The organism is Streptomyces aureus (assembly GCF_001418135.1).
GTDB classification, from domain to species: domain Bacteria; phylum Actinomycetota; class Actinomycetes; order Streptomycetales; family Streptomycetaceae; genus Streptomyces; species Streptomyces aureus_A.
In genome coordinates this window covers 1-1,963 of the sequence record NZ_LIPQ01000611.1, presented here as the reverse complement: position 1 = coordinate 1,963, position 1,963 = coordinate 1, and the positions used below count along the sequence as shown (strand labels likewise).

Genomic DNA, 1,963 nt, shown 5'->3' with positions numbered 1-1,963 from the left:
GGTCCGCCGCGACGCCCTCGTAGAAACGGCGGACCAGACGGCGGAAGGTCTCCTCGCCGCCGACCTGCTCGTAGAAGGTCTGCTCCTGCACTGTTTCCCCGGGAATCTCGTTCACCATTCCATCGTCTCAGATGCCCCGCCCTAGGACTTGAGGTCCAGGACCGTTCGCCGGGGCCCCCGGGCGGCGGGACAGTGGAGGCATGGGTGAGCGGCGGGACGAGTTCGCCGAGGCCGGCGCGCGGGCGCGGCAGGCGCTCGTGCGGGAGATCGAGGCCGAGGGCGTGCCGGCCGACGCCCGCTGGCGGCAGGCCTTCGCCGAGGTCCCACGCCATCGCTTCGTGCCCTACTACTTCGTGCCCGGCACCGGCGGCTACGAGCGGCTCTGGTCCGGTGACCCCGAGCCCGAGCGGCGGGAGCGCTGGCTGAGCGGGGCCTACGCGGACACCGCGATCGCCACCCGGGTACGGGACGGCGAGCTGGTCTCCTCCGCCAGTCAGCCCTCCCTGATGGCCCTGATGCTGGACGCCCTCGACGTCCGCGAGGGCGACGACGTCCTGGAGATCGGCGCCGGGACCGGATACCACGCCGCCCTGCTCTGCCACCGTCTCGGCGCGGAGCACGTGACCACCGTCGACCTGGACGAGGAGATCGCCGAGTCCGCCCGGACCCATCTGGCCGCCGCCGGGTACCGGCCCACCGTGGTCGCCGCCGACGGAGCCCGCGGCTGCCCGGAGCGCGCCCCCTTCGACCGGATCGTGGCGACCTGCGCGATCCCCTCGGTCCCGTATGCCTGGCTCGCCCAGTGCAGGCCCGGCGCCCTGGTGCTCGCCCCGCTCTCCACCGGGCTCCTGCTGCTGCGGGTGCGCGACGTCACCCATGCGGAGGGACGCTTCCTCGCGACCTCGGCGTACTTCGTGGCGCTGCGGGGCGCCGCGGGACGGGCCCCGCGCCACGGCCCGGCCGGGGACGAGCGTTTCCGCTTCTTCTGGGGGCTGGTCGACCAGGCCCTGGACAGGAACGAAGCGCTCTCGCTCTGGCTGCGCGAGGGGCGGCCGGAACGGGAGCGCTTCGGTGTGACGGTCAGCGGCGAGCGGCAGTGGGCCTGGCTGGACGACCCCGGAGGGCCGTACGCCTGGCCGCTGCTCCGAGAGGGGTTCAGCCCACGCGGATCGTGATCGTCGTCCAGGCGCCGACGTGCACCCGGTCGCCGTCCTGGAGCTGGACGGGAACGTAGGGCTGGATCGGCTCCTCGCCGCCGTTGATCGTGGTGCCGTTGGTGGAGTTCTGGTCCACCACCGCCCACGAACCGTCCGGCTGCTGCACGAGCACGGCGTGCTGGTGCGAGACGCCCGGGTCCTCCGGCGGCACCGCCAGGTCGATGTCCGGGGACTCGCCGGTGGAGTGCCGGCGGCGGCCGATGGAGATCTGGTTGCCCTGGAGCGGCAGGTGCTTGTCCGGCGAGTACGCGGGCAGGTTCAGCCCACCCGCCTCCGGGCCGCTGCGCTGCATCATCGCCATGAAGTACTCGCGGTCCGGACCGATGACCGCGGTCCAGGTCAGCGGCTGCCGCGGCGGCTGGAACTGCTGCTGCGGGGGAGCCTGGAACTGCTGCTGCTGCTGCTGCTGTGGCGGCGGTGGTGCCATGTGCTGCGGCGGCCCCTGGTGCTGCGGAGGCTGCGGCGGCCCCTGGTGCTGCGGCGGTGCCTGGTGCTGGGGAGGCTGCGGCGGTGCCTGGTGCTGCGACGGCGGCGAGAGCACCCAGTCGTCGTCCGCGCGCGGCTGCGGCGGCGCGGGCGGCGCCGGGGCCTGGGCCGGAGCGCCCGGGGGCGCGGACGGCGGAGCCGACGGGGTCTGGAGGTACGCCGGAGGCGCGGGCGGCTGCTGACCGGGCGGCGGACCGAAGGGGTCGCCCTGACCGGCCGGGCCGGGCGGCTGCTGCGCCGGCGGGCGCTGCGGCGGGGCC

At 75.0% G+C, this 1,963-nt stretch carries 2 protein-coding genes and 1 pseudogene; 1 reads left to right on the top strand and 2 read right to left on the bottom strand.

The annotated features are described in order from the left end of the window. Positions 1-115, bottom strand: a pseudogene (locus AOK00_RS40990) (globin); the annotation flags it as partial. 85 nt (positions 116-200) lie between these two features. Between AOK00_RS40990 and AOK00_RS35045 the strand changes: the two are divergent. Next, complete coding sequence (locus AOK00_RS35045; RefSeq protein WP_055604157.1) at positions 201-1,175, top strand: methyltransferase domain-containing protein; 975 nt, start codon at positions 201-203, stop codon at positions 1,173-1,175. Here AOK00_RS35045 and AOK00_RS40985 read toward each other — a convergent pair. Next, the coding region (locus tag AOK00_RS40985; protein WP_254047620.1) for an FHA domain-containing protein at positions 1,156-1,963 on the bottom strand (808 nt) is incomplete at its 5' end. The two genes, AOK00_RS35045 and AOK00_RS40985, sit on opposite strands and share 20 nt — an antisense overlap.

What these genes read in the sequence shown, in the direction of transcription:
- AOK00_RS35045 (WP_055604157.1), top strand. Translation starts at nt 201, where the DNA reads ATGGGTGAGCGGCGGGACGAGTTCGCCGAGGCCGGCGCGCGGGCGCGG.